Annotated in this window: 7 protein-coding genes; 3 read left to right on the forward strand and 4 right to left on the reverse strand. The window is 54.4% G+C overall.

The features are described 5' to 3' along the window. From RTY00_RS18645 to RTY00_RS18660, 4 genes are all read right to left on the reverse strand, one after another. The coding region (locus RTY00_RS18645; protein ID WP_312665429.1) for an FAD-dependent oxidoreductase at positions 1-571 on the reverse strand (571 nt) is incomplete at its 3' end. Between the two features lie 118 nt (positions 572-689). Continuing rightward, positions 690-1,631, reverse strand: coding sequence for a 2-hydroxyacid dehydrogenase (locus tag RTY00_RS18650; protein ID WP_312665430.1), 942 nt, complete (start codon positions 1,629-1,631; stop codon positions 690-692). Between the two features lie 136 nt (positions 1,632-1,767). After that, positions 1,768-2,343: a PIN domain-containing protein gene (locus tag RTY00_RS18655; RefSeq protein ID WP_312665431.1), complete on the reverse strand. Its 576-nt coding sequence runs from the start codon at positions 2,341-2,343 to the stop codon at positions 1,768-1,770. Next, entirely contained in the window at positions 2,343-2,804 is a 462-nt protein-coding gene (locus RTY00_RS18660; RefSeq protein WP_312665432.1) for a helix-turn-helix domain-containing protein, read from the reverse strand. Before RTY00_RS18660 ends, RTY00_RS18655 begins: the two co-directional genes overlap by 1 nt. 189 nt (positions 2,805-2,993) lie before the next feature. On the opposite strand from RTY00_RS18660, the gene RTY00_RS18665 reads away from it, so the two are divergent. From RTY00_RS18665 to RTY00_RS18675, 3 genes are all read left to right on the forward strand, one after another. Continuing rightward, positions 2,994-3,899, forward strand: a complete 906-nt coding sequence (locus tag RTY00_RS18665; protein ID WP_312665433.1) for a polyprenyl synthetase family protein — start codon at positions 2,994-2,996, stop codon at positions 3,897-3,899. Positions 3,900-3,913: 14 nt separating this feature from the next. Continuing rightward, positions 3,914-5,191: a glycosyltransferase gene (locus tag RTY00_RS18670; RefSeq protein WP_312665435.1), complete on the forward strand. Its 1,278-nt coding sequence runs from the start codon at positions 3,914-3,916 to the stop codon at positions 5,189-5,191. Next, the coding region (locus RTY00_RS18675) for a lycopene cyclase family protein (RefSeq protein WP_312665436.1) at positions 5,191-5,551 on the forward strand (361 nt) is incomplete at its 3' end. The genes RTY00_RS18670 and RTY00_RS18675, both read left to right, overlap by 1 nt.

The following is a 5,551-nucleotide window of genomic DNA, read 5'->3' on the forward strand; positions in this document are numbered from 1 at the left end:
TTTCCAGCTGCAGCGTAACCCGATCGGCACTTTCACTGATGCTATTGATGCGCTGATGCTGGTACAGCACCGCACCGCGCGCTTTGGCTTCTGACCATAAGCGCGCCAGATAGAGCGCCGGATGCAGCACAGATTCTGTCGGGAAATGCCACACGCTGCCGCTAATGGCCTGCGCCCGCAGCTCCGGGATATCGCGCAGTACATCCGCTGGCGACGCTTGACGCGCCGCATAACCTGCCGATTGCAGCGACGTCGCACGCTGCAGCAAACGTTGTTGCGCATCGCCCTCGGCGGCCCATTCCCATGTACCGCCGGTTTCCAGCCAGCGCAATCCATTCGGCTGCGCTTGCTGCAGTTTGAGATGCTCTTCCATCGAGAGCGCATTAAGCAGGTGATAACTTTGCGGCTGTTTACCGTTGGAGTTCACCCAGGCAAAGGTGGTGCTGCTGGTGCCCGCACCAATGTGTTGTTGTTCAAATACGGTGACTTCAACGCCCTGCAACGTTAAGGCGCGCGCCACCGCTAATCCGATAACGCCGCCGCCAATAATGGCAATTTTCTGTGCTGTCATAATGGGCTCCTGAATTAAGTGCCTCTATCATAACAGCCTGGCTGAGCGAAAATTGCTATTACTAAATAGGGATAATTTATCTGGATATAAGAATTTCATCTTAATCCGGATACTTAAATTATACCGATGTCAGAATCTTCCCATCGGCGAAATAGGCCAGCAAATTCTCCAGCACATTATTGGTCATTTGCGCGCGCGTTTCATGAGTTGCACTGGCAATATGCGGCGTTAAAAGCACATTATCCAGTTCACGTAGCGCGGGATTAATTTTCGGTTCATCCGGATAAACATCCAGCGCGGCACCTTTAATGGTTCCTTGTTGCAATGCAGCGATCAGGTCGGGTTCATGGATTACCGTGCCACGCGCAATGTTGATCACTACGCCCTGTTCGCCGAGCGCCGCCAGCACCTTAGCGTTGACCAGCTGAAAATTCTCTTTGCTGCCCGGCAGTGCCAGCACCAGAAAATCGCTAAAGGCAGCCAGTTGCTCAATGGTGTCGCAGCGCTTATAGCTGACGTCTTTCGCCGAACGCGCGGTATACGCCACCTCCATGCCAAAAGCTTCGGCACGGCGCGCAATCGCCAAGCCAATCGCGCCCAATCCGGCGATACCTATTCTTTTGCCGCTGGCGCGGCTGGAGAGTTCAACATTGTTATTTTCCCATGCACCGGATTTGGCAAACTGATGGTAAGCCACCAGATTACGCGAGAACGTCAACGTTAACGTCAGCGCCAAATCGGCGACATCGTCGGTCAGAATATCGCGGGTGATGCTGACCTGAATATCGTGTGCGGCAGCGTATTGAAGGTCGATACGATCGGTGCCGACGCCGAATACAGCAATCGCTTTACACTCGGGCAATTGCTCCAGCAAAGCTGTTTCTACCCCAACATCGCCACGTGTAACGATGGCTTTGATCGCTTTGCCATGCTGCTGGATAAATAGCGCAGCGTCTTGTTGCTCATATAAGCGATGGCAGTGGAAATGTTGCGTGAGTTTACTATCTAACTGCGGCATCAGCGGCTGAATAATCAGCACGGCAGGTTTAGTATTCGTCATTTTATTGTCCATTAGCGGTATTTATTTACCACCAGCCTAACGGAGTTATTTATGTTACGGCGTTGCTGTTACTTATTTCGCTAATAAGATCACGCTGAAATAAATGCCATGCAGCAGCATAGCGATTCAATCGTTGTTAAATGAGAAAACGAAACTTGTCTAATGCGCTTACTGTCATCGGTAAACCTTGTCGTAATAGCGAGTCCAGATAAACCGTGACACCCATTACTGGATGTCTGAAACTGGCTCGTTGCGCACTCACTGCTTTCAAAACCAGCGCCTGATTCAAGTCGAACAAATCCATGATGAATTCGTCAGGGTGAAGGGCTTCAATATCGAATTCAGCCATCAGCTTTCCTGGGAAATCCTTCAGGTTCATGGTGACAATGACTTCAGCCTTGCAGCGTATAGCAGCCGCGACAACATGGCGGTCATCAGGATCTGGCAAGGTAATGCCTGCAATAAGCGATTCAAATCCCGACACCATTGCGTCAGGAAGCGCTTTATTCATCAATGCCTGAGTTCGTAGCAACTGATCGTCAGTGATCTCTGGTCTGTTGATGCGTAAATTACGCTGCCATTCATCCTGAATGGTGGCTGTCCATTTTGGCTGGTATAACCCCGTCAGACCGAGACGAAGCAAAACATCGCGCAGTATCGATGGATACAACACACACGCATCCAGTACAACCGCATAAGGTGAATGGTTCATCAGTAGAAATTGAGATCCTGTCCCTGGTCTGTTAATTCCTGCATTGCCTCATTGCTCTCTTGCGCACGTTTCTCTTTGAATTGCATAAGATCAGCAAAAAGCACGCGACGATGGCGACCTGTTTTATGGTAGGGAAGCTGACCTTGCTCTAACAGTTTCACCAGATGTGGGCGTGAAACGTTTAAAATATTCGCCGCTTCCTGCGTAGTTAATTCTGCGTGTACAGGAACAACCTGAACCGCATTTCCCACCGCTAACTCACCTAAAACAGCCATCAGTAGTGTCAGAGCTGACGTTGGCAGTTCAATCTGATGCATTTCGTTGTCTGCATCCTGAATGGTTATTTTTTGTGTTTCCTGCTTGGTGGATAGATACGTTGCGAGCTCCCTCTGTCCGCGCAAAGCGGCCTCAATCTCCTTCGGAGCCGGAAGGCTCAAGCTATCCAGAATTGAGTTTTTCATGCGTTTTCCAATTAATTGTTTGTGGTTGCTAATTGCAGTCACAGAATAATAATCGCAATAAACGAAACAATCAATATTCGAAATAAACGAAACACAGATTAACCACGCGGCCCTCGCTGGCGAACTCACCTTACGCAGTCTACGGTTAATCAAAAAGCATAAAAAATTCACCAACCATGGATAGCCATTATGACCACCCATGTCGACACCACAGCACATCAGACAAGCGAACTCCTTCAGCTGCAGCAAATTTTACAGGCGCATCTTGAACATTTACTGCCTGCGGGACAGCAAAGCGATCGCGTGCGTGCCGCGATGCGTGCCGGAACACTTGCGCAGGGCAAACGTATTCGTCCTTTATTACTGCTGCTGGCAGCGCGCGATATGGGTTGCGAGCTGACGCAAAATGGCGTTCTCGATCTCGCCTGTGCAGTGGAAATGGTGCATGCGGCATCGCTGATTCTGGATGACATTCCCTCGATGGATAACGCGCAGATGCGTCGTGGTCGCCCTACCGTACACCGCGAGTTTGGTGAAAACGTGGCGATTCTCGCCGCCATCGCGCTGCTTAGCCGCGCATTTGAAGTGATTGCCATTGCACCCGGTTTGCCTGCCATACATAAATCTGAAGCGATTGCTGAACTCTCCGCTGCCGTCGGCCTGCAGGGCTTAGTGCAAGGGCAATTCCAGGATCTGCACGACGGCACGCAGAGCCGCAGCCCGGAAGCGATCGCCATGACCAACGAACTGAAAACCAGCGTGCTGTTTCGCGCCACGCTGCAAATGGCGGCGATTGCCGCTGACGCTTCACCGCAGGTGCGGCAACGTCTTAGCTTCTTCGCCCAGGATCTGGGCCAGGCGTTTCAGCTGCTCGACGACCTCGCCGACGGCTGCAAACACACCGGTAAAGATGTGCATCAGGATCAGGGCAAATCCACACTGGTACAGATGCTCGGCGCTGACGGCGCGGAGCGTCGCCTGCGCGATCACCTGCGTAGCGCCGATGCACACCTTGCCTGCGCTTGCCATCGCGGCATCGCCACTCGCCAATATATGCACGCGCTGTTTAATCAACAGCTAGCGATGTTCAACTGAGCGCGGCTCAGCCGGTGGGCCACTTTGCGGTGATCGCGCCGCCGCTTTACAGCCACTTTCACGCGTTGCAGGCGTTAGCACAAACGCTGCTGCCGCGCGGCCATCGCATCACATTCATCCAGCAAGCTGATGCCCGCACTTTGCTTAGCGACGAACGCATCGATTTTGTTGCCGTCGGCCAACAGACGCATCCTGCCGGCTCGCTGGCGCCCGTGTTGCATCGGCTGGCTTCGCCGGGCGGCCTGTCGCTGTTTCGTGTGATCAACGATCTGGCGTCCTGCACCGATATGCTGTGCCGCGAACTGCCTGCGGTACTGAAAGCGTTGAACATCGATGGCGTGATCGCCGACGAAATGGAAGCGGCAGGTGGATTGGTTGCTGAAGCGCTGCATCTGCCCTTTGTTTCGGTGGCCTGCGCCTTGCCGGTCAATCGTGAAGCCGGGATTCCGCTGGCGGTGATGCCCTTCCGTTTTGCACAGGATGAGAAAGCGCTGAAACGTTTTCAGGCCAGCAGCGATATCTATGATCGCATCATGCGTCATCACGGCGAGGTGATCCTCAAACACGCGCGGGCGTTTAATTTGACGGAGCGGCGCGGATTACATCAGTGCCTATCGCCGCTGGCACAAATCAGCCAGATGGTGCCGGCCTTTGATTTTCCACGTCAGCAATTGCCCGCCTGCTATCACGCCGTGGGACCACTGCGCGTCCCGGTTTCTCCTGCGCCGATTCATGCGCCTTGGCCGGCGCTGCGCCAGCCGGTGGTTTATGCCTCGCTGGGTACGCTGCAAGGCCATCGATTCCGGCTGTTTCTGCATCTGGCGCAGGCGTGCCGCCAGCTGCGGCTGTCGCTGGTGATCGCCCATTGCGGGGGATTAAACGCCGAACAGACACATCAACTGGAGCTCGCTGGCGCGGCGTGGGTGACGGATTTCATTGATCAACGCGCCGCCCTACAGCACGCGCAGCTGTTTATCACTCATGCCGGGTTAAACAGCGCGCTGGAAGCACTGGAATGCGGCACGCCGATGCTGGCGCTGCCGATTGCTTTTGATCAGCCCGGCGTGGCGGCGCGCATCGAATGGCATGGCGTTGGTCGCCGCGCATCGCGCTTCAGCCGCGTTCATCAACTGGAACAACATCTGCAACAGCTGCTGAACGACGATCGCTACGCGCTGCGGATGTCAGCGATACAGGCACAACTGCAGCGTGCAGGCGGTTGCCAGCGCGCGGCTGACATCGTCGAGCAGGCGCTGTGCCAGCAGCAAGTTGTGCTGGCGGAGGCGACCTGATGCGCGCGCAATACGATGTGATTCTGGTCGGTGCCGGACTGGCGAATGGCTTGATTGCACTGCGCCTGCGTCAGTTGCAGCCGCAGCTGAAATGCCTGCTGCTGGAGAGCGATGCGCATCCGGCCGGCAATCATACCTGGTCGTTTCATCACAGCGATCTCAGCGCCGAACAGCTGCGCTGGCTGCAACCGCTGATTACCGTGCGTTGGTCAGGTTATCAGGTGCGTTTTCCCGCGCTGCGCCGCAATCTGCACGGGGATTATTGTTCCATCGCATCAGACGATTTTGCCCGGCATCTCTACGCGGCGATGGGTGACGATCTGTGGACAAACACAGCCGTACAACAGGTACAACCCACGC

It is taken from the genome of Pantoea sp. CTOTU49201 (genome assembly GCF_032054795.1).
GTDB lineage: Bacteria > Pseudomonadota > Gammaproteobacteria > Enterobacterales > Enterobacteriaceae > Pantoea > Pantoea symbiotica.